We start from the raw sequence: 23,692 nt of genomic DNA on the forward strand, positions 1-23,692 counted from the left end.
CTGTCCTCTATGAAAACCCCGCTGTGGTTCCCGCAAAGCTTCTTCTCCCGCACCCTTTGGCTGGTGCTGATCGTCGTGCTGTTTTCCAAGGCGTTGACCCTCGTTTATCTGTTGATGAACGAAGACGTGCTGGTGGATCGTCAGTACAGCCACGGTGTTGCGCTGACACTGCGTGCCTATTGGGCTGCCGACCCGGAGAACCGCGAGAAAATCGCCAAGGCGGCGACCTTGACCCGCGTGGTGGGTGCAGGCGTGCCGGAGGGGGAGCAACATTGGCCATACAGTGAAATCTACCAGCGACAGATGCAGGCCGAACTGGGTGAAGACACCGAGGTGCGGCTGCGTATGCATGTCTCGCCAGCCCTGTGGGTACGGGCTCCGAGCCTGGGGGATGGATGGCTGAAAGTGCCCTTGTATCCCCATCCGCTGCGAGGGCAGAAGATCTGGAACGTACTCGGCTGGTTCCTGGCCATTGGCTTGCTTTCAACCGCCTCGGCCTGGATTTTCGTGCGCCAGCTCAACCAGCCGCTCAAGCGCCTGGTGTTCGCGGCCAGGCAACTGGGGCAGGGGCGCAGTGTGCGCCTGCCAATCAGCGACACGCCTAGCGAAATGACCGAGGTCTACAGCGCGTTCAATCAGATGGCCGAGGATGTCGAACAGGCCGGTCGTGAGCGCGAGCTAATGCTGGCCGGGGTTTCCCACGACCTGCGCACGCCGCTGACACGTTTGCGCCTGTCCCTGGAGTTGATGGGCAACCACACCGACCTTACCGATGACATGGTCCGTGATATCGAAGACATGGACGCGATTCTCGACCAGTTCCTGGCGTTTATCCGTGATGGTCGCGATGAAGTGGTGGAAGAGGTGGACCTGACCGACCTGGTACGCGAGGTCGTGGCGCCCTATAACCAGAACGGCGAGCAGGTGCATTTGCGCCTGGAACCGATCCAACCCTTTGCGTTGCGTCGGGTCTCGATGAAGCGCCTGCTGAACAATCTGATTGGCAACGCCTTGCATCATGCGGGCACTGAGGTGGAGGTCGCTGCCTATGTGTCTGGTGATACCAGCGCGCCTTATGTGGTGCTGAGTGTCATGGACCGTGGCGCCGGGATCGATCCGGCGGAGCTGGAGGGCATTTTCAACCCCTTTACCCGTGGCGACCGTGCTCGTGGCGGTAAAGGCACCGGGCTGGGGCTGGCGATTGTGCGGAGGATTGCTTCGATGCATGGCGGCAATGTCGAATTGCGCAACCGTGTCGATGGCGGGCTGGAAGCGCGGGTGCGCTTGCCGTTGGGGTTGATGTTGCCAAGAGATGCGGTCTAAACCACGACGAATATCAAATGTGGGAGCTGGCTTGCCTGCGAGAGGATGTAACAGTCGACATTGATGTTGAATGTTAGTCAGTCATCGCAGGCAAGCCAGCTCCCACAAGGGTTCGTGCCGTCTTCCAGGGCGTATTTCAGCCCTTGCCTTTGGTCCGGGTCATATTCGGCCCGCTGTTCTTCTCCAGATGCTGAATGATGATCCCCGCCACATCCTTGCCGGTGGTGGTTTCAATCCCTTCCAGGCCCGGTGAGGAGTTCACTTCCATCACCAGCGGCCCGTGGTTCGAGCGCAAGATATCCACACCTGCCACACTCAAGCCCATGACCTTGGCTGCTCGCAGGGCGGTCATGCGTTCTTCCGGGGTGATCTTGATCAGGCTGGCGCTGCCGCCTCGGTGCAGGTTGGAGCGAAATTCCCCCGGCTTGGCCTGGCGTTTCATCGCCGCAATCACCTTGTCCCCCACCACGAAACAACGGATATCAGCGCCACCGGCTTCCTTGATGTATTCCTGGACCATGATGTTCTGCTTGAGGCCCATGAACGCCTCGATCACCGACTCTGCCGCCGTGGCGGTTTCACACATCACTACGCCAATGCCTTGGGTGCCTTCCAGCACTTTGATCACCAAGGGGGCGCCGTTGACCATCTCGATCAGGTCGGGAATGTCATCCGGGGAATGGGCAAAGCCGGTCACTGGCAAGCCGATACCTCGGCGCGACAGCAGTTGCAGGGAGCGCAGCTTGTCCCGGGAGCGGGCAATGGCCACCGATTCGTTGAGCGGAAACACCCCCATCATTTCAAACTGGCGCAGTACCGCGCAGCCGTAGAAGGTCACCGAGGCGCCGATACGCGGGATCACCGCGTCGAAGCCTTCCAGCGGTTTGCCCCGGTAGTGGATCTGCGGCTTATGACTGGCAATGTTCATATAGGCGCGCAACGTATCGATCACCACCATCTCATGGCCCCGCTCGGTGCCGGCCTCGACCAGACGACGGGTGGAATACAGACGCGGGTTACGCGACAGCACAGCGATCTTCATGCAACACCTGTGGCAGCAATAGTAGAGACCGGGAACACCGGCTTGTCTTGAACGTACTTGAGCCCGGGGTTGACCACCAATTGGCCGTCGATCAGGGCTTTGGAACCTAGCAACAGGCGGTAACGCATGGTTTTGCGGCAAGCCAGGGTGAACTCCACCCGCCATACCCGATCACCCAGGGCCAAGGTGGTGCTGATGACGTAGCGCACCTGCGCCTGGCCGTTGGAGCTTTTAATGGTTTTCATTGCCACCAGCGGTGCTTCGCAGCGCCGGTGGCGCAGTTGCACCACGCTGCCCAGGTGCGCGGTGAAGCGCACCCACTTTTCACCGTCACGCTCAAAAGGCTCGATCTCGGTGGCGTGCAGGCTGGAGGTACTGGCCCCGGTGTCGATCTTCGCGCGCAGGCCCGCCACTCCCAAATCGGGAAGTGCCACCCACTCGCGCAGACCGACAACGGTCAAATGGTCAAATGTCTTCAATATGAACAACCGGCAATCAGAAATATTTCCAAGTCAGACGACACTAGCGCCCAACTGCTCACGGATTGTGACAACCCAGGAACGTTGACGAGCGCTTGGAGCCGAATTCGCGGTATTCACGCAGAATATTCACCAAATGGCGACAGATATCTTCACGCCATGAAAAACCACGGCTGAAGGGAAACTGCCTGACACCTGGCGTATCTTAGGTGAGCCTTGGCGTTTGTGCGTCGAAGGGGTTCGACTGTTAAGTTGCGACATTTTTCAGAGCGAGGAATTCAAGTGGCTCAAAAGCAGGAAGAGGACGAAAAAGTCCGTTTGGACAAGTGGTTGTGGGCCGCACGTTTCTACAAGACGCGGGCCTTGGCCAAGGCCGCCATCGAGAGCGGCAAGGTGCATTGCCGTGGCGAGCGCTGCAAACCGGGCAAGGAGCCGCGCATTGGCGACGAGTTGCAGATTCGTGTTGGGTTTGAAGAGAAAACAGTGGTGGTAGAGGCGCTGTCCATCGTCCGCCGCGGCGCTCCCGAAGCGCAGGCGCTGTACACCGAGACCCCGGCCAGTATCGCCAAGCGCGAAAACGCCGCGGCCATGCGCAAGGCCGGAGCGTTGGGTATGAGCACCGATGGCAAACCGAGCAAGAAACAGCGTCGCGACCTGTTCAAGTTTCGCGGTAGTGGCAGTGACGACTGAGTGTCAGTTATCTGCTGTAGGAACTGGCTCAGGCGTTGTGGACCACGCTCGGGCGATCGCCCACACATTCAGCCAGAACGGGTGGCTGGCCAGCGGGTCATTGAGCAACTGAAACAGCCACTCGTCGAATATCACGTAAAGCATCTGGTCCGTGGGCCATAGCCAAAACACAGGAGCCCCAGAGCGAGTAAATTGCACAGGGCCAATCACCCGAGGTTCCACTTGGCTTGGAACAAACCCGGATTGTTCATAAACTGTTTCCTCTTCGCTCTAAAACTCTCCACCTATCGGAAGAAAGGCGCACCAAATTGGTGCCAGGGCGCATAATTTTAGAAATATCGTCATCAATTCAGATACCCAGACCTATGACTGATCTACCGGATACCGACTTCACCCAACGTTTCCTCTTTGACGACAACGACGCTCGTGGCGAACTGGTTGCCCTGGAGCGCAGCTATGCCGAAGTCCTTGCCAAGCACCCCTATCCGGAGCCGGTCGCGCAGTTGCTCGGCGAACTGATGGCCGCCGCCTCGCTGCTGGTGGGCACCATGAAGTTCGATGGCTTGCTGATTCTCCAGGCCCGTTCCGAAGGCCCGGTTCCCATGCTAATGATCGAGTGCTCCAGCCAGCGCGAAATCCGTGGTCTGGCCCGTTATGAAGAGGACCAGATCCCGGCGGACGCGACCTTGGCCGACCTGATGCCCAACGGCGTGCTGGCGTTGACCATCGACCCGACCGTTGGCCAGCGGTACCAGGGCATTGTCGACCTGGACGGTGAAACCCTGTCCGACTGCTTCACCAACTATTTCGTCATGTCCCAGCAAGTGGGCACCCGTTTCTGGCTCAATGCCGACGGCAAGCGCGCCCGTGGCCTGCTGTTGCAACAGCTGCCGGCCGACCGTATCAAGGACGAGGATGAGCGCGAAGAAAGCTGGCGCGGTCTCACTGCCCTGGCCGGTACCTTGACCGCTGAAGAGCTGCTGGGACTGGACAACGAAACCATCCTGCACCGCCTCTACCACGAAGAAGAGGTGCGCCTGTTCGATGCGCAATCGCTGCATTTCCATTGCAGCTGTTCCCGCGAGCGTTCGGGCAATGCTCTGGTGAGCCTGGGCCTGGAAGATGCGCAAAACCTTGCGGTGGAGCACGGTGGCAGAATCGAAATCGACTGCCAGTTCTGCAACCAGCGCTACCTGTTCGACGCTGCCGATATCGCCCAATTGTTCGCTGGCGCTGGCGTTGACACCCCTTCGGGTACCCACCACTAAAACGTTTAAGCACAGGTAAATCACCTGACAAACGCCGGATTAGAGGTGTTCTGACGGGAGGGCCCTACTCTTTTTGGGCTTTTCTGGCATAATCCGGCCCACTTTTTTCGCGGTAGTAGTGCGCAACTTTCTACTACAAAACGTTTGGAGCACTCGGCCATAGGCCGACGGGGAACCTCATGACGCAAGCCAATAACGCCGTATACACCGATCTGAGTGTTGACGATCTGGTCAAAGAAGCCCTGCAGCGCGGTGAAGGCGTGCTTGCCGATACTGGCGCGCTGGTCGTAGAAACCGGTCACCGTACCGGTCGTTCGCCGGTCGACCGTTTCATCGTTGAAGAGCCGTCCACCCAGGCCGCCATCGCCTGGGGCCCGATCAATCGCAAGTTCCCGGCCGACAAGTTCGATGCCCTGTGGGCTCGCGTCGAGGCCTTCAACAACGCGCAAGAGCATTTCGTTTCCCACGTTCACGTTGGTGCTGCGCAAGACCACTACCTGGCCGTGAAAATGACCACCCAGACTGCCTGGCAGAACCTGTTCGGTCGTTGCCTGTTCATCAACCCGGCCCAGTACAACCCGGCCGGTCGTGAAGAGTGGCAAGTGCTCAATGTTGCCAACTTCGAATGCGTACCAGAGCGTGACGGCACCAACTCCGACGGTTGCGTGATCCTCAACTTCGCCCAGAAGAAAGTCCTGATCGCTGGCATGCGCTACGCCGGCGAGATGAAGAAAGCCATGTTCTCGGTGCAGAACTTCCTGCTGCCGGCCGCTGACGTGCTGCCAATGCACTGCGCTGCCAACATCGGTGAAGAAGGCGACGTGACCCTGTTCTTCGGTCTGTCCGGCACCGGCAAGACCACCCTGTCTGCCGACGAAAGCCGTTACTTGATCGGTGACGACGAACACGGTTGGGGCGAAGGCGTGGTGTTCAACATCGAAGGCGGTTGCTATGCCAAGTGCATCGACTTGTCCGAGAAGAACGAGCCGGTCATCTGGAAAGCCATCAAGCACGGCGCGGTCCTGGAAAACGTCGTGATCAACGATGCCAAGCACGCCGACTACACCGATGTCAGCCTGACCCAGAACAGTCGCGCCGCGTACCCGCTGGAGCACGTTGCCAAGCGTTCCGAGCAGAACCTGGGTGGCGAGCCGAACGCAGTGATCTTCCTGACCTGCGACCTGACTGGCGTGCTGCCACCGGTGTCGATCCTCAATGAAGAGCAAGCGGCCTACCACTTCCTGTCCGGTTACACCGCACTGGTTGGCTCGACTGAAATGGGTTCGGGCAGCGGCATCAAGTCGACGTTCTCTACCTGCTTCGGCGCGCCGTTCTTCCCGCGTCCAGCTGGTGAATACGCAGAGCTTTTGATCAAGCGCATCCGCGGTTTCGGCTCCAAGGTCTACCTGGTCAACACCGGCTGGACCGGCGGCGGCTACGGTGTCGGCAAGCGCTTCAACATCCCGACCACCCGTGCAGTGATCGCAGCGATCCAGAGCGGCGCGTTGATCGGTGCGCAAACCGAGCACCTGGACACCATCAACCTCGACGTGCCATTGGCCGTACCGGGCGTTGAGACTGGCCTGTTGAACCCACGCAACACCTGGGCTGACAAGGCTGCCTACGACGAAGCAGCCAAGGCTCTGGCCGGCCTGTTCGTCGAGAACTTCAAGAAGTTTGAAGTGAGCGACGCGATCAAGGCAGCGGGTCCTAAGTTATAAGATTCACTGGCTGTTAAAAAGCCGCCCCTAGTGGGCGGCTTTTTTGTGCGCAAGGGAATCTGAAATACCAGCCGCGCTGGGCTGCGAAGCAGCCCCAGTAAGCCGAATGTGCTGTATCAGATACACCGTGGCGGCTGGTTTTTGGGCTGCTTCGCAGCCCAGCGCGGACGATGCGGCGTTCCGACAAGCCCGCTCGCCACAGCAGCCCTATCTGCTTAGCAATGCCGTGATAGCAGAGTGTCAGTTGATAAATCTGGTACTGATACACCGCTATCGCGAGCAAGCCCGCTCCGAGATTAATGACTCGGTGTTTTTCAACTCAAATTTTCCAGCGTCTGCGTATCCCAGCCCTGAGTCTTGACGGCCAGGTAGAGCATGCCAATGGTTAGCGGCATCTTCTCGCCCCGGCCCTTGGCGCGATGTTTGAGGAACACGTCAAACACCGGTGGGTTGAAGTAACGGTAGGCATCATAGTCGCCCAGGTCGAGATCAAATGTCTGCTCCAGCGCTTCCATGAACTGCCTGGCTTCCGCGCCGTCGCACCCGAGGTCGAAGTTGAGCGAGGTTTTAAGGCGGATGGTCTTGTGCTTGGGCAGGCCGATTTCTTCATGCAGCAATTGCAGGAGCTGCTGCATGACGGGGTCTTCTGGGAAGTGCGGGGCCAGGTTCATGGTGGGGGCACGCCGGAGTGGGTGAGGGGGTTGGTCATGGCGGTAGCGGTACTTGTTGCGGGTGAAGAACAGTGCCAAGCCTATCAAGAACAGAGCGAGGGGGAGCAGTTGAATACTAAGAATGATCGCTACGTAAGGTAGCCAGAATGTCAGGATCAAGCCGCTTGCGATAAACGTGACAGCAAAACGTTTCCTGAGTGTGCAGTCGGTGATTTTGTAATACAGCAACAGATAAAAGGCGAAGAAGATCGCCGCCTGTAGATAGAGCATTTGACTATGGCTCATTTGAGTACACGTGTAGTGAGAGGCTGGAGCGCTGCGGGCCAATTCCCCCGCTGACCTGAGCCTCTAGGCCGATGATGATGTCTGCATGCTGGAAGTTGCGCAGCTGGCGCGATATCAAATCGCTGGTAGCTTTTTCGACCAGTGATTCTGCCTTGCTGGACATGAGCCCAATTGGGGCTGCCACCGCTCCAGATATAGTTTCTTTGATGACTTTGTTCCGGTTGTTCAAGCTATCTGCCTGTTTTCTAGTCAGCGGTTTTGAAATGACCACTGTCATGAGGCAAGGAAGGTCTTGGGCGAGCATTCGCTCATACAGATTTTGTAGTCGCAGGCGAACTTCCTGCGCTGAGGTCTTTGCTTCTAGTAAGCAAAGGCTGGCAAGTGCTTGCTTGTTGTTGGGTCGTACAGTGAAACGAATCACGCTGAACGTGACCCCGTAATGGCCAATGTATTGAGTCCTTTCAAGGTCCATGGATTTCTTGCCGAGAGGGTTGTGAGGGCGCTAGTTTCGGTCAAGCTTGGTTGATTCTGTAGGGGGTTGAGTTTGCACTGGAGGTAGTTTGGGAAGCGTATGGTGCCTTGCTTGGCGATTTCCTACAGAGGCTTCCGATACTTGAAGTTGGGCTAAGAGGCGCCCACCCATAGTTGGGATAAAAACCACGTCACATTTTGTATAAAATCCCGGCAAGCCGCCTGAATTCAGCGTATGTTTCACCGCAAAATCTTGTAGGGCGATTCCGCCCACTACTTAAAGGGAGTTAAGCATGGGTTTGCTTCGTGTCGCTTCGGCGATGTCTTTGTGCGCGCTGGCGTTTGCCGTCCAGGCCGAGCAGTTGCCAATTGAAGTGCTCAGTGCGGTGGTCAAGGACCAGAAAATCGCCGATGCCGAAGTTTTGTTGCAACGCAACGGCGCACAGAACGTGGTGGGGCGCACCAATGCCCAGGGCCAGGTCACCCTCACCAGCGAAGCTGCCGACGGTGCTGACAACCTGCTGATCATCAAGAAGCCCGGCTACTCCAACCTGGTGGTCAAGTGCCCGTGCAAAGGCATGACCTACGCCATCAGCCCGGTGATGGAAAACCTCGACGGCCTGCGTGTGGTGTTGACCTGGGGGCAGACGCCTTCTGACCTCGACTCCCACATGATCTTCCCTGGCAATAACATCTACTTCAACAGCAAGACCGGCACCGACGCCGAGCTGGATGTGGATGACACCGACAGCTACGGCCCCGAAACCATCACCCTGCAGAAAAAACACTACGGCGAAAGCTACGTCTACGCCGTGCATGACTTCTCCAACCGCACCAATACCGGTTCCACGGCACTCTCCGAGAGCCAGGCCAAAGTGTTTGTGTACATGGGCCAGTCCCTGGTACGTACCTACTACGTGCCGACCAACCGCACCGGCAACTTGTGGACGGTGTTCCGCATGACTGGCAGCGGCGACTTCCAGGACATCAATACCTTCACCGGCGTGCTGGTCGAAGCCAAGGATGTACTCAACGAAGTCAAACCCCTGCTCAACGATAGCGTTGCCGTGGATGCCGTGGTGGTCAGTTCCGCAGTCCAGGGTGATGCGAAAAAGCTGAACCTCAAAGGCGAAGCGGCCTACCAGGCCGGTAACCTGGACCAGGCGATCGACTACTTCCGCCAGGCCATCGAGCTGGACAATTCCTTCGGCAAAGCCTACGGCAACCTCGGCCTGGCCTATCAGAAAGCCGGCAACACCGCCGAGTCGATCTGGGCCAACCGCAAGGCGATTGCCCTGGCCAGTGGCCCGACAGCCGCCACTGTGCGTGCCGGTTCCTACTACAACATCGCGCGGATCTACGAAGCGGCTGGGCAGTTTGCCGATGCGCTGCGTCACTACCAATTGGCCAAGGAACAGAAGGCCAACCCGGTGTATGACAAAGCTATTGAGCGTGTACAGAATCGCTGATTGAGTTGTAGTGAAGATCTAAAAATGTGGGAGCGGGCTTGCTCGCGAATGCGGTGGCTCAGTCAACAGAGACTGTGACTGAACCACTGCATTCGCGAGCAAACCCGCTCCCACATTTGCTTTGGGGTGTTTTATAGATTGCCGTTTGCTACCGGCTTCGCCCCCGCAGCCTGTGTATCATCCTGTCTCTCTTTTACTCGCGACCTTTCTCGATGCGCTGAAAATACCGGGCTATGTTTTAAGCCTGTTCAGCGGTCAATGGAGTGACAGCTCATGCACGACACCCTCCAGCAGGTCTTTGGTTATCCACAATTTCGCCCGGGCCAGGAAGCGGCTGTCAGCGCCGTGCTGGCCGGTCGTTCGGCGGCGGCGATCTTTCCCACAGGTTCCGGTAAATCCCTCTGTTATCAGCTCTCAGCCGTATTGCTGCCGCACCTGACGTTGGTGGTGTCGCCGCTGTTGGCGTTGATGCAGGACCAGTTGGGCTTTTTGCAGCGCCATGGTATTTCGGCCGGCAGCATCGATTCGGCGCAAAGTCGCGATGAAGCCAATGACGTCATGGCTCGTGCCCGCGCTGGCGAGCTGAAAATTCTGATGATTTCCGTGGAGCGCCTGAAGAACGAGCGCTTTCGCAACTTTTTGCACAGTGTTTCGATTTCGTTGCTGGTGGTGGATGAGGCGCACTGCATTTCCGAGTGGGGCCATAACTTCCGCCCGGACTACCTGAAGCTCCCTGACTACCAGCGCCAGTTCAAGATTCCCCAGGCACTGTTGTTGACGGCCACCGCGACACCCAAGGTGATTGCCGATATGCAGGCCAAGTTTGCTATCGCCCCCGCTGACGTGATCACCACCGGCTTCTACCGGCCCAACCTCAATCTGTGGGTGGAGCCGGTCACGGGCATGGACAAGCGCCGGCGCCTGGTGGAATGGATGGGCGCGCGGCCCAACCAGCCGAGCATCGTTTATGTCACCTTGCAGAAAACCGCCGAGCAGATCGCCGAGCATCTGAATCGCCATGGCATCCAGGCCGAGGCCTATCACGCAGGTTTACCTCACGATAAACGCGAGGGTATCCAGCGCCGGTTCATGGGCGGCCAGTCCAATTGCATCGTCGCCACCATCGCGTTTGGCATGGGCATCGACAAGAGTGACATCCGCAACGTCGTGCATTTCGACCTGCCCAAATCCATCGAAAACTACAGCCAGGAAATCGGGCGTGCCGGTCGCGATGGCCAGCCTTCCGAGTGCCTGGTGCTGGCCAATCGTGACAGCCTCAATGTGCTGGAGAACTTCGTGTACGGCGATACGCCGGAGCAGGCAGGCATCCGACTTGTGCTGGAGGACTTGCTGGCGGCCAGTGGCGAAGGGCAATGGGAGTTCCTGTTGCGAGCGCTGGCGGACCTGAGCAATATCCGCGAGCTACCGCTCAAGACCTTGCTGGTGCAGTTGGAGCTCAAGGGGGTGATCGCACCGCGCTACGCGTTTTACGCTGAGTATCGCTTCAAGTATCTGGTGGAGCCGGAGGTATTGCTGGCGCGTTTTTCCGGCGAACGGCAGCAGTTCGTCGCCGCGATCATCCAGGTGTGCAAGCGGGCCAGGAGTTGGGCCACCGTAGATTTCGACGCGCTGTATCAGCAGCACCAGGCCGAGCGTGGCCGGGTGGTCAAGGCGCTGGACTATTTCCAGGAGCTGGGGCTGATCGAACTGGAGAGCAAGCAGATGACCGAGGTCTACAGCCTGCTCGACACCGGGTTTGATCCCCTGGCCTTGAGCGCCGAGTTATACACAAGCTTCAAGCAGCATGAGGCCACAGAAGTGGCGCGGATTCATGGGATGCTGGCACTGTTCGCCAGCGAGCGTTGCCTGGGTTTTCGGCTGGCAGAGTATTTTGGCGATACGGATGCGCCCCGGCAGTGCGGGCATTGCTCGGTTTGTCATGGCCAGATCGCCCACTTGCCATCTCCCCCTGGCCTGGCGCCGCTTGTGGATAAACACTTTCAGGGATTGTGCGGCGATTTTATCCACAGGCATCATCAGCACACCGGCAGTTTTCCGGGTGCTGAGCGCCTGACGCGGTTCTTGTGTGGGATCAGCGTGCCGTTGTTTACCAAGCTCAAGGCCCGGGGGATTCCGGGCTTTGCTGCGCTGGAAGAGTATCCGTATGCCGAGGTGCGGGAGTGGGCCGAGGCGCACTTGGGCGACGTGTAAATCAACTTCAACGAGACTTGTCCATGCCAGACTCAACGCCACAGCGTGCCGACTACCGTCACTTCCAGCCGATCATTACGCGCTGGCACGACAATGACGTGTACGGCCATGTGAATAACGTCACCTATTACAGCTTCTTCGACACGGCAGTGAACACCTACTTGATCGAGCAGGGCGGGTTGGATATCCATGACGGCAAGGTGGTGGGGTTTGTGGTGAGTTCGGCGTGCGACTATTTCGCCTCGATTGCCTTTCCCGACCGCCTCGACATTGGCCTGCGGGTGGGTAAGTTGGGCAACAGTTCAGTGCAGTATGAATTGGCTGTGTTCAAGGCCGGTGAGGACGAAGCCTGTGCGGCGGGGCGGTTTGTCCATGTGTTTGTGGACCGGGCGACAAACCAGCCGGTGGCGATTGCGGGAGTGTTGCGCGAGGCGTTGCAGCGGTTGGTGATCTGACCCCGAACGCGTAAACGCCACCGAAGCAAATGTGGGAGCGGGCTTGCTCCCACAAGGGTTGTGCAGTGTTCTTTAGGTTTTACCGGTGACGGTAGTGATGCTTGTTCTTGCGATGGCCATAGGCATGACCGCGACCTGGGTGGTCGTCACGGTAGTAACGACGGTCATCACGCCCGCGATCGCGATAGCGACGGTCGTCGTCATCGCTCTTGTTGCCCATGTAGTTACCCAGCGCGCCGCCGGCGCCACCGCCTGCTGCCGCGCCGATCAGGCTGCCGGTGCTGCCGCCGACACTGCGTCCGACCACGTTGCCGCCCGCTGCGCCCAGTGCACCACCGATGGCGGCCTCACCACGGCTGCGTTTGTCTGCGCCTACTGCGCTGCCGCCAGCGCCGCCCAGGGCTGCACCAATGGCCGAGCCGGTATTGCCGCCAAGCTGTTGGCCGACGACCGAACCTAGAACCCCGCCCAATGCGCCGCCTACACCGGCTTCGGTGGTGCCACCGGCCATGGCTGCGCCACTGACCAGGCCAAGGGACAACAAGAGAATCGAGGAGAACTTCATAGGGGAACCTCAAGAGGATGACGGCGCGATCCTGAGGTTGCGAGAATTTTCTGACAATCGAATTCCGACCAGTGGTGCAGGTTGTATACAATTAGCTAAGTTACTGTTTTGACAAGGGAACTTAAGTCGTTTTTGCCGGTCTTTAACTACTTCGCAATGGCCGCTTTTATGCAAAAGCGGCCTTTTTTGTGCCAGGAACGATCAGGCGGTTTTGGCCATGATCAAACCATTCTCACTGGCCGCTTCCAGGCGAATCGCCACGAACTTGGAAGTAGGCGTATGGCTACCATCCCCCGTGCTTTCCAACGGCACCAGCGGGTTGACCTCTGGGTAATAGGCCGCCGCCTGCCCCGCCGGAATATCGAACGCCAGCAAGGTAAAACCTTTGACCCGGCGTTCGCGGCCATCATCCCAGATCGACACGATATCGGCCTTCTGCCCTGGCTTGAAACCGAGGCGGATGATGTCGGCTTCGTTGACGAACAGCACATCACGCTGGCCCTTGACCCCACGATAGCGGTCATCCAGGCCATAGATGGTGGTGTTGTACTGATCGTGGGAACGCATGGATTGCATGATCAGGTCGGGCAATTGGCCAGTGGCGCGGGTGCGTTCATGCACAAGATCCTTGGGCAGGATATTGGCGCGGAAATTGGCACGCCCTGACGGCGTATTCCAGCGGCGTGCGCCGGCGCTGTTGCCCAGGTAGAAACCGCCTGGATGCTGCACGCGCTCATTGAAATCCTTGAAGCCGGGAATGGTATCGGCGATCAAGTCGCGGATGCGGCGGTAGTCGGCCACCAGCCAGTTCCAGTCCACGGGTTTGCTGCCCAGCGTGGCGGCGGCGATACCCGCCAGAATCGCCGGTTCCGACTTCATCAGCTTCGACAGCGGCTGCAGTTGGCCATTGGAGCCGTGCACCATGCTGAACGAGTCTTCCACGGTCACCGCCTGCGGGCCGTCGGCTTGAATATCAATGTCGGTGCGGCCCAGGCACGGCAGGATCAAGGCTTGTTTGCCGTGGGCCAGGTGGCTGCGGTTGAGCTTGGTGCTGATCTGCACCGTCAGGTCGCAGTTGCTCAGGGCCTGGAAGGTGCGTGGGCTGTCAGGCGTGGCTTGGGCGAAGTTGCCGCCCAGGCCGATAAACACTTTGGCACGGCCTTCAAGCATGGCGTGGATCGCTTCGACCACGTTATGCCCATTGTCACGGGGTACCTTGAATTGGAAACGGCGTTCCAGGGCATCGAGAAAGGCCACGGGCGGCCGTTCGTTGATTCCCATGGTGCGGTCGCCCTGCACGTTACTGTGGCCGCGTACCGGGCACAGGCCGGCACCAGGGCGGCCGATGTTGCCGCGCAGCAGCATCAGGTTGGCGATTTCCTGGATGGTCGGCACCGAGTGCCGATGCTGGGTGATGCCCATTGCCCAGCACATGATCACGTTCTTGCCTTTGGCATACATCCGCGCAGCTTGTTCGATCTCGACCAACGGCAGGCCGGACTGCGCGACGATTTCTTCCCAGGAGGTGTCGTCGATCTTCGCCAGGTAATCCAGCACATTGACCGTGTGTTCATTGAGGAAGTCGTGGTCGAACACCGCGTCCTTGCCTTCGGCCTGGGCCTGGCGCTCCCACAGCAGCAGGAACTTGGCCATGCCGCGCAGGATGGCCATGTCGCCACCCAGTGCCGGACGGAAATACGCGGTGTTGGTTGGCTTGTCGCCGTTGGTGAGCATTTCCAGCGGATGTTGCGGGTTTTGGAAACGTTCCAGGCCACGCTCTTTGAGCGGGTTGATACACACCACCTGGGCGCCGCGCTTCACCGCTTCGCGCAGCGGTTCGAGCATGCGTGGGTGGTTGGTGCCGGGGTTCTGGCCCCAGACAAAAATCGCGTCGGCGTGCTCGAAATCGTCAAACGTCACCGTGCCTTTACCCACGCCCACGCTTTGCGCCAGGGCCACACCGCTGGCTTCGTGGCACATGTTCGAGCAATCGGGGAAGTTGTTGGTGCCGTAGGCCCGCACGAACAGTTGATACAGGTAGGCCGCTTCATTGCTGGCGCGACCCGAGGTGTAGAACTCGGCCATGTCCGGGCTTGGCAGGGCTTGCAAGTGCTGGCCGATCAGGTCGAAGGCCGCTTCCCAACTGATGGGCTTGTAGCGGTCGGTCTCGGCGTCGTAGCTCATCGGCTCGGTCAGGCGGCCCTGGTATTCCAGCCAATAGTCGCTTTGTTCCAGCAGCGCGCTGACGCTGTGTTTGGCGAAGAACGCGGCATCGACCCGGCGCTTGGTAGCTTCCCAGTTGACCGCTTTGGCGCCGTTCTCGCAGAACTTGACCATGCCGCTTTCCGGCGAGTCACCCCAGGCGCAACCTGGGCAGTCGAAGCCGCCGTTCTGGTTGGTCTTGAGCATCATGCGCAGGTTTTTCAGCGCGTTATCGCTGGTCAGCCACGCCTGCGCCACGCTGATCAGCGCGCCCCAGCCGCCAGCCGGGCCTTTGTAGGGCTTGTAGCGCGGGGTTGGGGTTTGGTCGGCTTGGTGATGATTGCTCATGGCTGGTACTCCATCGCAGGGCTGTAGACCCGCGGCGCGCTTTTCTGCGGCAGGTGGATAAGATTGAGGTTGTGCCGGCGTGCCCATTGCAGGGCCAGGCCGGTGGGCGACGACAGGCTGACCAGGGTCTGGATGCCCGCGCGCAGGACTTTCTGGATCAATTCGAGGCTGCAACGGCTGGTAACAATTGCCACGCCGCCTGCCGTCGGGATGCGCTGGCGGACCAGGGCGCCGATCAGTTTGTCGAGGGCGTTGTGCCGGCCGATGTCTTCGCGGCCCAGCAGCAGTTCGCCCTGGCCATTCATGAATACCGCCGCATGCACCGCGCCGCTGTACTGGCCCAATGGCTGAAAGGCGCTGATGCGCTGGCGCAAGCCCTCCAGCCACACGGCAGGCGGCAATGGTGCGCCAGGCAACACCTTGAGGTCGGGCAGCGCCTGCTCCACCGCTTCCACGCCACACAGGCCACAGCCGCTGGTGCCAGCCAGTTGCCGGCGCTGTTGCTTGAGGTTCCAGAAGGCGCGGCTGGAGATTTGCACCTGGGCGTACTGGGCTGAGCCTGCACCGCTCAGTTGCAGGTCGTAGATATCGCTGATGTCACTGATGATGCCGCTGCCCAGGCTGAAACCGACAATAAAGTCTTCAAGGTCGGTCGGGGTCACCAGCATCACGGCCTGGCTGATGTCGTTATAGGCAATCGCCAACGCGACTTCCTCGGCCAGTGCGGTACTGGCCGATTCCGTGTGTTCGAGGTTGCAGTACTGATAACTCTGGCTGGCGGTGGGCGCGGGCGTTGTCAGGGCGGGCGCCGCGCACGCTGGGCGCTGGGCGTTCATGAAGTCTAGTCACCGGCTAAGTGTTCAGCGTGAAGACTAGGCGCGACAAAGGGTCGCGTCTAATCGTCAGTACTGATCTACCGATAGATGACGTCGATCAAGGTTCCAGCAACGATTACTGATAGAGCGCGAAACACGCCTCGGCCAGTGCCGAACGCGGCGCGCTGCGGCGCATGATCAGCCCCAGTTTGGCCAGGGTCTGCGCGTTTTCGATGGGTTGCAGCCGCAGGTGTTCGGTCAGGGCGTCGAGGCCGCCGTCCAGGGGCATCACCGCACAACACAGGCCGCCGTGCACGGCCTGCAGCAACTGATGGACGGCATCGGTTTGCAGCAACGGTTGTGGCGTCAGGCCCCGGCTGTGGAAGTTATGGTCGATGGATTGGCGAAAGTGCATGCCGCTGGTGAGCATGCCCAGAGGCAGCTCGATCAGCGCCTCCCAGCTCAGGGGCCTTTCGCCAAAACTGAAGAACCGTTGGTCGTACAGCAGGCCCATGCGGGTTTCGTCCAGGGCCAGGGAGTCAAAGCGCTCGGCGTCCAGGCGCTCAAGGTAGGACACGCCCAGGTCCAGGCGATTGCTCGCCAGTTGCTCAAGGATCTGTTCAGAACTCAACGCCGACAACTCAAAGCGCAGGCTGGGGTGTTGCTTGTGCAGTTGTTGCATCAAGGCCAGTGGATCAAAGCTCGACAGCGGCACCACGCCCAGGCGCAATGTCCCCACCAGGTTGCCCCGGCAGGCTGCCGCCTCGGCCTGCAGGCCGTCATAGGCTGCCAGCACCGTACGCGCCCACGCCAGCACCCGTTCGCCTGGGGCGGTAAAGCCCTCAAAGCGCTGGCCGCGATTGACCAGCGGCAGTTCCAGCTCTTCTTCCAGGCTGCGCAAGCGCATCGACAGCGTCGGCTGGGTAATGTGGCAGCGCGCGGCGGCCTGGCCGAAGTGACGGGTTTCGTCGAGGGCGATGAGGAATTTCAGTTGTTTGATGTCCATCTTCGCTCCGGGGCTCTTATTCCAATGGCGTAGGGATTCTAGCGCGTTTGCGTCATTGGTCGGACTGGAACCAAGGTCTGTAAGACTGGTCTAGTCTTTGGCATCTGGAAACCCAATCCCAAGGAGAGCGCACTATGAGTCTTTTTAGCTTTATCAAAGAAGCCGGCGAAAAAATCGTTGATCTGTTGACGCCGGGTAATGCGAACGCGAGTGAGCAGTTGAAGGATCACGTTGCCAAGGTTGGTCTGGGTAACCCGAATGTGCAGACCACGGTGGACGGCGACAAGGTGACGGTCACCGGTGAAGTCGCCAGCCAGGAAGAGAAAGAGAAGATTCTGTTGGCGCTGGGCAATATTGCCGGCGTGGCTACTGTTGACGATCAGATTACCGTGGCCCCAGGGGCCGTAGTGGTGGCTTCGCGCTTTGTCGTGGTGAAAAGCGGCGATACCCTCAGTGCGATCTCCAAGACCGTTTATGGCGATGCCAACAAGTACAACAAAATCTTCGAGGCCAACAAGCCGCTACTGTCGCACCCGGACAAAATCTACCCAGGGCAGACGCTGCGTATTCCTGAGTAAGCTTGTCCCCTTGTAGGAGCGAGCTTGCTCGCGAAGGTCGTTAACGATGACGCGGACATCCTGAATGAAAGCGCTGTCTAGACGTTTTTCGCGAGCAAGCTCGCTCCTACAACGGTAATCCTGAAATCAATTCCCGGTAATCCCCCACAGCAGCAAACTCCGCCGTATCCTTAGGCCCCTTGCGGCTGTCCGGCTGTTTGACCGCCAGCAAATGCCCTACGCCAAAATCCCGTGCACTGCGCAGAATCGGCAACGTATCGTCGATAAACAGGCTGCGCGCCGGGTCGAAGTCGATGTCCGCCTGCAATGCGTCCCAGAACTGCGGGTTTTCCTTGGCAAAACCATAGTCATGGGAGCTGATCAGGCGCTCGAAATATGGCGCCAACTCAATGCGTTCCAGCTTCAACGACAGCGAGTCGCGGTGGGCATTGGTGATCAGGATCACGCGTTTTCCGGCCTGTTTGATGGCTGCCAGGAAGGTATCGGCATCCGGTCGCAGGGCGATCAGGTGGGCGGTTTCCAGCTTGAGTTCGCGCACCGGGATCTTCAATTCGGCGCTCCAGAAGTCCAGGCAATACCATTGCAACTGTCCGGCGTTACGCTCGAACAGCGGCTGCAATTCCATCTCGGCCATGGCCTGGCTCACCCCGTGCAGTTCGGCATATCGCCGGGGCAGGTGCTCCATCCAGAAGTGGTTGTCGAAATGCAGGTCGAGCAAAGTGCCGTCCATGTCCAGCAGGACGGTATCGATATCGGACCAGGGCAATGGAGGCATGGTGGGTTCTCAAGCAGGTAAGTAAATATATCCGACACAGACAATCGGAAAAGCCACGGTATAGTAACCCGATCACGCCAAGGAGCCCTTTATGCGCCAGAAACCCACCGTCCTCGCCCGCGAAATTGTCGCCAGTAGCCGTTTGTTCCGCGTGGAGCAAGTGCAGTTGCGCTTCTCCAATGGCGTTGAGCGGATCTACGAGCGCCTGGTGGGCCGTGGCGCAGGGTATGGCGCGGTGATGATCGTGGCGATGATCGACGCTGACCACGCGCTGCTGGTGGAAGAATACTGCGGCGGCACTGATGAATATGAGCTGTCCTTGCCCAAGGGCCTGATCGAGCCGGGCGAAGACGTGCTGGCGGCGGCCGACCGTGAACTCAAGGAAGAGGCGGGCTACGGCGCACGGCAGTTGGAGCACTTGACTGAACTGTCCCTTTCCCCCGGCTACATGAGCCAGAAAATCCAGGTGGTGCTGGCCACCGATCTGTACGAAGAACGCCTGGAAGGTGACGAGCCCGAGCCGATGCGCGTGGACCGGGTCAACCTGCGCGAGCTTGCGCAACTGGCGCAGAACGCGCAGTTCAGCGAAGGCCGTGCCCTGGCCGCGTTGTACCTGGTGCGAGACCTGCTGACCCAGCGCGGAGCGTACCAGCCATGAGCGAATTGTTCCTCGGCCACCCGTACATTGCTCCGGTGATTGAACTGGCCCGCCAGGCCGGCGAGGTCATCCTGCCGTACTGGCGCGCCGATGTGGCCGTGACGGCCAAGGCGGATGATTCGCCGGTCACCGCCGCCGACCTGGCCGCCCATCACCTGATTCTCGCTGGCCTCACCGCGCTGGACCCGAGCATCCCGGTGCTGTCGGAAGAAGACGCCGATATCGACCAGAGCGTGCGCGCTGGCTGGCAGCGCTGGTGGCTGGTGGACCCGCTGGATGGCACCAAGGAATTTATCAGCGGCAGTGAAGAGTTTACCGTCAACATTGCCTTGATCGAACACGGGCGGGTGGTGTTTGGCGTGGTGTCGATGCCCACTAGCGGCCGCTGTTACTTCGGTGGTGCTGGCCTTGGGGCGTGGCGCTCCGATGTGAATGCTGCGCCCCGGCAGATCCAGGTGCGGCAGAAGCCCGCCGTAGGCGAGGCGTTTACTGTGGTTGCCAGCCGTCGCCATACCAGCCCTGAGCAGGAGCGCTTGCTCGACGGTTTGAGTGAAGGGTTGGGGGCGTTGAAACTGGCCAATATCGGCAGCTCCCTGAAATTTTGCCTGTTGGCCGAAGGCAGCGCCGATTGCTATCCACGCCTGGCGCCGACCTCACAGTGGGACACCGCCGCCGCCCAAGGCGTGCTGGAGGGCGCAGGCGGCGAAGTGTTGGAGTTGAATGGCCAGCCGTTCAGCTACCCGGCGCGTGCGTCGCTGTTGAACCCGTTCTTCCTGGCCTTGCCGGCCAAGGCTGCGTGGCGCGAGCGCTTGCTGGCGCTGGCCCGTTCTTGAAGGCAATGCAGAACAAAATGTGGGAGCGGGCTTGCTCGCGAATGCGGCAGGTCAGTCAGCACATGTATTGACTGACACTCCGCTATCGCGAGCAAGCCCGCTCCCACATAAGCCCTGTGCCCACATTGGTTATGTGTTGTAGGGTTTAGCGGTGCAGGACGTACTGCCCGCTAAACGCCACCGCCTGCTCTTCACTGCCCTCATTCACAATCCACGTCTGCAACGCCAGCCGCGCCCGGCCATGGCGTTTGTAGGTCGCCAAAAAGCGCTTCCAAACCTTGTCCTCCGGGGCCTGGCAAATCGCCGTGGCGTCCTGGGTGACAGGCAGCGGGTAGCTGATCTGCCCTTCCTGGATCACGATGTGCCCGTCTTCGATCCCTTCCTCGCGCAATTGCAGGTGCAGCCAGCCCCAACCCGCCAGCACGGCGCCGCAGTACAGGCTGCCACCGAACATGGTGCTCTTGTGGTTGATATTGGCTTGCAAGGGTAAGTGCAGGCGCAGTTGCCGATCCTGCCAGTCGAGTACCTTGAGGCCCATCTCCCGGGTCAGGGGGATGTCATGGTGCAGAATGGATTCCAGGTAACGGCTATCGCGGCTCATGGCGGTCTCTTGGCGGGTGGGAAAGGTCATTCGTCATCGGCGTGCTGGTTACCGCTGTCGGCAAAGTTCAGCCCATGCTTGCGCAGCTTGTCATGCAGGGTTTTGCGCGGCACCCCCAGGGCTTCGGCCAGGCTGCGCATGGAGCTGTGAGGGCGACCGAGTTCGGCGGCGATCAAGGCTTTTTCAAAGTGTTCGACTTGCTCACTCAAGCCTCCGGTAGACATCGGCACACCGGGCGCCGGCCCATCCGGTGCGCTGTCCAGGGCCAATTCCAGGCCAAGGGCGAAGCGTTCGGCGACGTTTTGCAGTTCGCGCACGTTGCCGGGCCAGTTATGGCGCAGCAGCATTGCCCGTTGGCCGGGTTGCAACTCATGCAGCGGCAGGCCGTGGCGGCTGCTGGCCTCGTCGGCGAAGTGCTGGAACAGCATCAAGGCATCTTCGCCACGCTCACGCAGGGGTGGAATGCGCAGTGGCGCGACATTCAGGCGGTAGTACAAGTCCGCACGAAAGCGGCCCTGGTCGGCGGACTGGCGCAGGTCTTCCTTGGTGGCGGCGATGATGCGGATATCCAGCGGGATCTGCTGATTACCCCCCAGGCGCTCGACCACACGCTCCTGCAACAGGCGCAGCAACTTGACCTGCACATCCAGGCTCATGCTCTCGATTTCATCGAGGAACAAGGTCCCGCCGTTGGCAAATTCGAACTTGCCGATCCGCCGCTTCTGCGCCCCGGTAAATGCTCCCGGTTCATGGCCGAACAGTTCGCTTTCCACCACGGACTCAGCCAGCGCCCCGGCGTTGATGGCAACGAAGGGCCCGGTGCGGCGGTTCGACAGGTCGTGCAGGGCGCGCGCCACCACTTCCTTGCCGGCCCCGGTTTCACCGAGGATCAGCACATCGGCGCGGGTCGCCGCCAGCGCACCAATCTGCTCGCGCAGGCGCAGCATTGGCGCCGATTGGCCCACCAGGCGCGTGCTCAGTTGCTGGCGATCGCTCAAGGCCAGGCGCAGGCTGCGGTTGTCCAGCACCAGTCGGCGCAGGGCCAGGGCGCGGCGTACGCTGTCGAGCAGGGCGTCGCTGGCAAAGGGTTTTTCGAGGAAATCATAGGCGCCGGCGCGCATCGCCTGCACCGCCAGTGGCACATCGCCGTGGCCGGTGATCAGCAGCACCGGCAACTCCGGATCCTGGCCGTGGAGTTCGGCGAGCAGCTCCAGGCCGTCCATGCCGGGCATGCGAATGTCGCTGACCACCACCCCCGGCCAGTCGCGCGACAGCTGCGCCGTAAGGCCGGTGGCTTCGCCAAGGGGCAGGACTTTCAGCCCGGCCAGGTCCAGGGTCTGGCACAGGGCCTGACGCAGGTGTGGATCATCGTCGATCAACACCACCTGAATCTGGTTATCGATACTCATACACTGCGGTCCTCGGACGGTTGCAGACTGACGCCGGGTGCTCCGGCGCGCAGTTTCAAGGTTATCAGTGCGCCGCCTTCCTTGTGGTTGGCGAACAACAGTTCACCACCAAAGGCACGCATCAGGGTGTCACAGATGGCCAGGCCCAACCCCAGGCCCTGAGTGCGGGTCTTGGTGGTGTAGAAGGGTTCGCCGGCGCGGCCCAGGGCCTCCATGCAGAACCCCGGCCCGTTGTCGCGGATGTACAGGTTGACGCCCTGTTCGGTGGATTCGGCACTCAGCCACAGTTTGCGCGGCGGACCTTTTTCGGTCAGGGCGTCCAGGGCATTGGCCAGCAGGTTGCCCAGCACTTGGCGCAAGCGGGTTTCCCCGGCTTCTACCCACAAGGATGCCTCTGGCAAGTCGCGGATCAGCTCCACTTCCATGGAGCGCCGGCGCTTGGCCAGCAACGCCAGTGCATCGTCCAGGGCCGGCTGCAGGGCCACGCTTTCCGGGGCATGGCGGTCGCGGCGGGCAAACGCGCGCAAATGCGCGATGATCGAGGCCATGCGCCCGGTCAGTTCGCTGATCAGCTTGAGATTGCCCCGGGCATCGTCGGTGCGCTGGTGGTCGAGGAGAATCTCGGCGTTTTCCGCGTAACTGCGGATGGCCGCCAGGGGTTGGTTGAGTTCATGGCTGATACTGGCCGACATGGTGCCCAGCGCCGACAGTTTGCCGGCCTGCACCAGATCGTCCTGGGCGCGCACCAGTTCCTGCTGGGCATTTTCGCGCTCCAGCACTTCCTGGCGCAGGCGGCGGTTGAGGCCTTCGAGGTCGCTGGTCCGTTCAGCCACGCGCATTTCCAGCTCGCGCCGGGCCTTGGCTTCAAAGGCAATGCGTTCCAGGTAATGACGCCTGCGCTGCATCATCAGGCCCAGCAGCAGCATCAGCACTAGCAAGGTCGCGCCGCCGACCGCGACTACCGTGCGTACAGGGCGATCGATCAAGGTGCGCGGAGCGAGGATTTCCACATTCCAGCCGGTTTCGGCGATTTCGGTGGATTGGCGCAGCCAGGCGCTGGAGCTGAAATTCAGGGGCTGCGGATCGCGGGTCGGGTAGGGCTGGATCGCGATGATGGCCTGGCGCTCGGCCTCGGTCAGTGGCCGGGTGGTGCGAAAACGCCATTGTGGGCGTGAGGTCAGGATCACCACGCCATTGTGGTCGGTGACCAGCAATTGCTCGGGGGTCTGGCCCCAGAGGCTTTCGGTATGGTCCAGGTCGACCTTGACCACCAGCACGCCGATCACATGCTCGTCTTCGCGGACTGCGGCGGCGAAGAAATACCCGCGCTTGGCCGACGTGGTCCCCAGGCCGAAGAAACGACCCAGGCGCCCGGCCATGGCCTCACTGAAGTAAGGCCGAAAAGAAAAGTTGCGGCCGACGAAGCTGTCTTGTTTGTCCCAGTTCGAGGCGGCCAGGGTCTTGCCGCGAGTGTCCATCAGGTACATCACTTCCACGCCCGCCTGGGCCGCTACCTGCTTGAGCAATTGGTTGGCGGCGACCAGGTTGGTACTGACGTGGGGCGCTGCCAGGGCGGTGCGCAGGGCCGGCAGGTCGCCGAGGATTTGCGGCAACACTTCGTAGCGGTGCAGGGTACCCAGCAGGTTGGCGACGTACAGGTCGAGGGTCTGGCGGTTCTGCCCGGCCAGCTCGCTGCGGTAGTAACGCTCGGCCAGATGCTCCAGCGGCCACAGCAGTGGCGCCAGGCACAATGCCAGCAAGGCCAGGCTGCGCCAGCGGGGTCTGCGTGGAAGGGGTGGAGTCATGTAAGTCTGCGC

The 23,692-nt window shown here is 60.3% G+C and carries 22 protein-coding genes and 1 pseudogene; 10 read left to right on the forward strand and 13 right to left on the reverse strand.

Going from position 1 to position 23,692, the window contains the following annotated elements:
- The first annotated feature begins 9 nt into the window (after positions 1–9).
- Entirely contained in the window at positions 10–1,323 is a 1,314-nt protein-coding gene (locus tag FJD34_RS20215) for an ATP-binding protein (RefSeq protein WP_032856583.1), read from the forward strand.
- 136 nt (positions 1,324–1,459) lie between these two features.
- On the opposite strand, the gene rimK is transcribed toward FJD34_RS20215, so the two are convergent.
- Positions 1,460–2,365, reverse strand: a complete 906-nt coding sequence (rimK, locus tag FJD34_RS20220; protein ID WP_010567113.1) for a 30S ribosomal protein S6--L-glutamate ligase — start codon at positions 2,363–2,365, stop codon at positions 1,460–1,462.
- Positions 2,362–2,844 carry a retropepsin-like aspartic endopeptidase RimB gene (gene rimB / locus FJD34_RS20225; RefSeq protein WP_029299782.1) on the reverse strand — a complete coding sequence of 161 codons (483 nt, stop codon included), beginning with the start codon at positions 2,842–2,844 and terminating at the stop codon, positions 2,362–2,364. The genes rimK and rimB overlap by 4 nt, the downstream gene beginning before the upstream one ends.
- A gap of 282 nt (positions 2,845–3,126) precedes the next feature.
- Between rimB and FJD34_RS20230 the strand changes: the two genes are divergently transcribed.
- Positions 3,127–3,534 carry an RNA-binding S4 domain-containing protein gene (locus tag FJD34_RS20230; protein ID WP_090292696.1) on the forward strand — a complete coding sequence of 136 codons (408 nt, stop codon included), beginning with the start codon at positions 3,127–3,129 and terminating at the stop codon, positions 3,532–3,534.
- 51 nt (positions 3,535–3,585) lie between these two features.
- On the opposite strand, the pseudogene FJD34_RS28460 reads toward FJD34_RS20230, so the two are convergent.
- Positions 3,586–3,740 (reverse strand): annotated as a pseudogene (locus FJD34_RS28460) (phosphatase PAP2 family protein); the annotation flags it as partial.
- 159 nt (positions 3,741–3,899) lie between these two features.
- On the opposite strand from FJD34_RS28460, the gene hslO reads away from it, so the two are divergent.
- Positions 3,900–4,802, forward strand: coding sequence for an Hsp33 family molecular chaperone HslO (gene hslO, locus FJD34_RS20240; RefSeq protein ID WP_090292697.1), 903 nt, complete (start codon positions 3,900–3,902; stop codon positions 4,800–4,802).
- Positions 4,803–4,981: 179 nt separating this feature from the next.
- Positions 4,982–6,523 (forward strand): phosphoenolpyruvate carboxykinase, encoded by a 1,542-nt coding sequence (locus FJD34_RS20245; RefSeq protein ID WP_032856585.1) that lies wholly within the window; start codon positions 4,982–4,984, stop codon positions 6,521–6,523.
- Positions 6,524–6,837: 314 nt separating this feature from the next.
- Here the strand turns inward: FJD34_RS20245 and FJD34_RS28720 are convergent, their stop codons facing one another.
- Together FJD34_RS28720 and FJD34_RS20255 are read right to left on the reverse strand one after the other, a co-directional pair.
- Positions 6,838–7,194 (reverse strand): DUF1493 family protein, encoded by a 357-nt coding sequence (locus FJD34_RS28720; protein WP_032856623.1) that lies wholly within the window; start codon positions 7,192–7,194, stop codon positions 6,838–6,840.
- Between the two features lie 274 nt (positions 7,195–7,468).
- A complete protein-coding gene (locus tag FJD34_RS20255; protein WP_032856586.1) occupies positions 7,469–7,951 on the reverse strand; it encodes a hypothetical protein in 483 nt (160 codons plus the stop codon).
- 292 nt (positions 7,952–8,243) lie between these two features.
- Between FJD34_RS20255 and FJD34_RS20260 the strand changes: the two genes are divergently transcribed.
- The 3 genes from FJD34_RS20260 to FJD34_RS20270 all read left to right on the forward strand — a co-directional run bounded on the left by FJD34_RS20260 (position 8,244) and on the right by FJD34_RS20270 (position 12,085).
- Complete coding sequence (locus tag FJD34_RS20260) at positions 8,244–9,419, forward strand: tetratricopeptide repeat protein (RefSeq protein WP_032856587.1); 1,176 nt, start codon at positions 8,244–8,246, stop codon at positions 9,417–9,419.
- 273 nt (positions 9,420–9,692) lie between these two features.
- The gene (locus FJD34_RS20265; protein WP_065944484.1) at positions 9,693–11,630 is read left to right on the forward strand and encodes a RecQ family ATP-dependent DNA helicase; all 1,938 of its coding nucleotides are present in this window, start codon (positions 9,693–9,695) and stop codon (positions 11,628–11,630) included.
- A gap of 23 nt (positions 11,631–11,653) precedes the next feature.
- Entirely contained in the window at positions 11,654–12,085 is a 432-nt protein-coding gene (locus FJD34_RS20270) for an acyl-CoA thioesterase (protein WP_065944485.1), read from the forward strand.
- 79 nt (positions 12,086–12,164) lie between these two features.
- Here FJD34_RS20270 and FJD34_RS20275 read toward each other — a convergent pair whose 3' ends face one another.
- The 4 genes from FJD34_RS20275 to FJD34_RS20290 all read right to left on the reverse strand — a co-directional run bounded on the left by FJD34_RS20275 (position 12,165) and on the right by FJD34_RS20290 (position 17,021).
- Positions 12,165–12,650, reverse strand: coding sequence for a glycine zipper domain-containing protein (locus FJD34_RS20275; protein ID WP_032856590.1), 486 nt, complete (start codon positions 12,648–12,650; stop codon positions 12,165–12,167).
- Between the two features lie 201 nt (positions 12,651–12,851).
- A complete protein-coding gene (locus FJD34_RS20280; RefSeq protein ID WP_032856591.1) occupies positions 12,852–15,200 on the reverse strand; it encodes an FdhF/YdeP family oxidoreductase in 2,349 nt (782 codons plus the stop codon).
- Complete coding sequence (gene fdhD, locus FJD34_RS20285) at positions 15,197–16,036, reverse strand: formate dehydrogenase accessory sulfurtransferase FdhD (protein ID WP_032856592.1); 840 nt, start codon at positions 16,034–16,036, stop codon at positions 15,197–15,199. The genes FJD34_RS20280 and fdhD overlap by 4 nt, the downstream gene beginning before the upstream one ends.
- A gap of 115 nt (positions 16,037–16,151) precedes the next feature.
- Positions 16,152–17,021, reverse strand: a complete 870-nt coding sequence (locus FJD34_RS20290) for a LysR family transcriptional regulator (RefSeq protein ID WP_032856593.1) — start codon at positions 17,019–17,021, stop codon at positions 16,152–16,154.
- A 134-nt stretch (positions 17,022–17,155) separates the two neighbouring features.
- On the opposite strand from FJD34_RS20290, the gene lysM reads away from it, so the two are divergent.
- Positions 17,156–17,599: a peptidoglycan-binding protein LysM gene (gene lysM, locus FJD34_RS20295; protein ID WP_032856594.1), complete on the forward strand. Its 444-nt coding sequence runs from the start codon at positions 17,156–17,158 to the stop codon at positions 17,597–17,599.
- Positions 17,600–17,705: 106 nt separating this feature from the next.
- Here the strand turns inward: lysM and yrfG are convergent, their stop codons facing one another.
- The gene (gene yrfG, locus FJD34_RS20300; RefSeq protein WP_032856595.1) at positions 17,706–18,374 is read right to left on the reverse strand and encodes a GMP/IMP nucleotidase; all 669 of its coding nucleotides are present in this window, start codon (positions 18,372–18,374) and stop codon (positions 17,706–17,708) included.
- A 91-nt stretch (positions 18,375–18,465) separates the two neighbouring features.
- Between yrfG and nudE the strand changes: the two genes are divergently transcribed.
- Both nudE and cysQ read left to right on the forward strand, forming a co-directional pair.
- Complete coding sequence (gene nudE, locus FJD34_RS20305; RefSeq protein WP_065944487.1) at positions 18,466–19,032, forward strand: ADP compounds hydrolase NudE; 567 nt, start codon at positions 18,466–18,468, stop codon at positions 19,030–19,032.
- Positions 19,029–19,865 carry a 3'(2'),5'-bisphosphate nucleotidase CysQ gene (cysQ, locus tag FJD34_RS20310; RefSeq protein ID WP_032856597.1) on the forward strand — a complete coding sequence of 279 codons (837 nt, stop codon included), beginning with the start codon at positions 19,029–19,031 and terminating at the stop codon, positions 19,863–19,865. Before nudE ends, cysQ begins: the two co-directional genes overlap by 4 nt.
- A 145-nt stretch (positions 19,866–20,010) precedes the next feature.
- Here cysQ and FJD34_RS20315 read toward each other — a convergent pair whose 3' ends face one another.
- From FJD34_RS20315 to FJD34_RS20325, 3 genes are read right to left on the reverse strand one after another with little or no spacing between them, the layout of a single operon-like run.
- On the reverse strand, positions 20,011–20,466 hold the full coding sequence (locus FJD34_RS20315; RefSeq protein WP_090292699.1) for a thioesterase domain-containing protein: 456 nt from the start codon (positions 20,464–20,466) through the stop codon (positions 20,011–20,013).
- A 26-nt stretch (positions 20,467–20,492) separates the two neighbouring features.
- Complete coding sequence (locus FJD34_RS20320) at positions 20,493–21,875, reverse strand: sigma-54-dependent transcriptional regulator (RefSeq protein WP_032856599.1); 1,383 nt, start codon at positions 21,873–21,875, stop codon at positions 20,493–20,495.
- Positions 21,872–23,680 carry a sensor histidine kinase gene (locus tag FJD34_RS20325; protein WP_032856624.1) on the reverse strand — a complete coding sequence of 603 codons (1,809 nt, stop codon included), beginning with the start codon at positions 23,678–23,680 and terminating at the stop codon, positions 21,872–21,874. Before FJD34_RS20325 ends, FJD34_RS20320 begins: the two co-directional genes overlap by 4 nt.
- Between the last annotated feature and the right edge of the window lie 12 nt (positions 23,681–23,692).

This window comes from Pseudomonas brenneri, assembly GCF_007858285.1.
Lineage (GTDB): Bacteria > Pseudomonadota > Gammaproteobacteria > Pseudomonadales > Pseudomonadaceae > Aquipseudomonas > Aquipseudomonas brenneri.

What these genes read in the sequence shown, in the direction of transcription:
- FJD34_RS20215 (WP_032856583.1), top strand. Translation starts at nt 10, where the DNA reads ATGAAAACCCCGCTGTGGTTCCCGCAAAGCTTCTTCTCCCGCACCCTT.
- rimK (WP_010567113.1), bottom strand. Translation starts at nt 2,365, where the DNA reads ATGAAGATCGCTGTGCTGTCGCGTAACCCGCGTCTGTATTCCACCCGT.
- hslO (WP_090292697.1), top strand. Translation starts at nt 3,900, where the DNA reads ATGACTGATCTACCGGATACCGACTTCACCCAACGTTTCCTCTTTGAC.
- FJD34_RS20245 (WP_032856585.1), top strand. Translation starts at nt 4,982, where the DNA reads ATGACGCAAGCCAATAACGCCGTATACACCGATCTGAGTGTTGACGAT.
- FJD34_RS28720 (WP_032856623.1), bottom strand. Translation starts at nt 7,194, where the DNA reads ATGAACCTGGCCCCGCACTTCCCAGAAGACCCCGTCATGCAGCAGCTC.
- FJD34_RS20255 (WP_032856586.1), bottom strand. Translation starts at nt 7,951, where the DNA reads ATGGACCTTGAAAGGACTCAATACATTGGCCATTACGGGGTCACGTTC.
- FJD34_RS20260 (WP_032856587.1), top strand. Translation starts at nt 8,244, where the DNA reads ATGGGTTTGCTTCGTGTCGCTTCGGCGATGTCTTTGTGCGCGCTGGCG.
- FJD34_RS20265 (WP_065944484.1), top strand. Translation starts at nt 9,693, where the DNA reads ATGCACGACACCCTCCAGCAGGTCTTTGGTTATCCACAATTTCGCCCG.
- FJD34_RS20270 (WP_065944485.1), top strand. Translation starts at nt 11,654, where the DNA reads ATGCCAGACTCAACGCCACAGCGTGCCGACTACCGTCACTTCCAGCCG.
- FJD34_RS20275 (WP_032856590.1), bottom strand. Translation starts at nt 12,650, where the DNA reads ATGAAGTTCTCCTCGATTCTCTTGTTGTCCCTTGGCCTGGTCAGTGGC.
- FJD34_RS20280 (WP_032856591.1), bottom strand. Translation starts at nt 15,200, where the DNA reads ATGAGCAATCATCACCAAGCCGACCAAACCCCAACCCCGCGCTACAAG.
- fdhD (WP_032856592.1), bottom strand. Translation starts at nt 16,036, where the DNA reads ATGAACGCCCAGCGCCCAGCGTGCGCGGCGCCCGCCCTGACAACGCCC.
- FJD34_RS20290 (WP_032856593.1), bottom strand. Translation starts at nt 17,021, where the DNA reads ATGGACATCAAACAACTGAAATTCCTCATCGCCCTCGACGAAACCCGT.
- lysM (WP_032856594.1), top strand. Translation starts at nt 17,156, where the DNA reads ATGAGTCTTTTTAGCTTTATCAAAGAAGCCGGCGAAAAAATCGTTGAT.
- yrfG (WP_032856595.1), bottom strand. Translation starts at nt 18,374, where the DNA reads ATGCCTCCATTGCCCTGGTCCGATATCGATACCGTCCTGCTGGACATG.
- nudE (WP_065944487.1), top strand. Translation starts at nt 18,466, where the DNA reads ATGCGCCAGAAACCCACCGTCCTCGCCCGCGAAATTGTCGCCAGTAGC.
- cysQ (WP_032856597.1), top strand. Translation starts at nt 19,029, where the DNA reads ATGAGCGAATTGTTCCTCGGCCACCCGTACATTGCTCCGGTGATTGAA.
- FJD34_RS20315 (WP_090292699.1), bottom strand. Translation starts at nt 20,466, where the DNA reads ATGAGCCGCGATAGCCGTTACCTGGAATCCATTCTGCACCATGACATC.
- FJD34_RS20320 (WP_032856599.1), bottom strand. Translation starts at nt 21,875, where the DNA reads ATGAGTATCGATAACCAGATTCAGGTGGTGTTGATCGACGATGATCCA.
- FJD34_RS20325 (WP_032856624.1), bottom strand. Translation starts at nt 23,680, where the DNA reads ATGACTCCACCCCTTCCACGCAGACCCCGCTGGCGCAGCCTGGCCTTG.